Below are 544 nucleotides of genomic sequence, written 5' to 3'. Positions count from 1 at the left end.
CGGTCCTGGCCGGACTGGTCCTGCCATTTCCGGGTCTCCAGCGCGCCCTCGATATAGACGGTCGAGCCCTTGCGCAGATATTGCTCGGCGATCTTGGCGAGCGGTTCTGACATGATGGCTACGCTGTGCCATTCGGTGCGCTCTTTGCGCTCGCCGCTGTTCTTGTCGCGCCATGTCTCGCTGGTTGCGATGCGCAGGTTGACGATCTTCCCGCCGTTCTGGAAGGTCCTCACCTCGGGGTCGCGGCCAAGATTGCCGATGAGAATGACCTTGTTGACCGATCCAGCCATCAGTAGGCCACCTTCTCTTGCCAGACGCGGACGCCCGCGATGGGACGAAGGCTGTGGTTGCGGCGGACGTAATCATCGACGAAAGCGGTGATCGCCTCGGGATCGTTCTGCGCGATATCATTCAGCGCCGGGCGCCGGGCGCCGCGCGGATCGGTGGCAGGGTCTGTCTCGTAGGACCATTTCGTGACGGTGCGCAGGCCTTTGACCGCCTTCGCCTGCGCGGCGACCTTGCGGGTCTGGGCGGCTGCAATCTC

General features: G+C 63.8%; 1 protein-coding gene and 1 pseudogene. Both read right to left on the bottom strand.

Features of this window, described 5'->3' with window-relative positions; translation table 11 throughout:
- Window positions 1–290: single-stranded DNA-binding protein (ssb, locus tag ABNX41_RS21955; RefSeq protein WP_438671796.1), on the bottom strand; the 290-nt coding region annotated here is incomplete at its 3' end.
- Window positions 290–544: pseudogene (locus tag ABNX41_RS21950) on the bottom strand (hypothetical protein); the annotation flags it as partial. The pseudogene ABNX41_RS21950 and the gene ssb, both read right to left, overlap by 1 nt.

Source organism: Pseudogemmobacter sonorensis (genome assembly GCF_042762395.1).
GTDB lineage: Bacteria > Pseudomonadota > Alphaproteobacteria > Rhodobacterales > Rhodobacteraceae > Pseudogemmobacter > Pseudogemmobacter sonorensis.
This window is presented reverse-complemented; position numbering and strand designations above follow the sequence as displayed.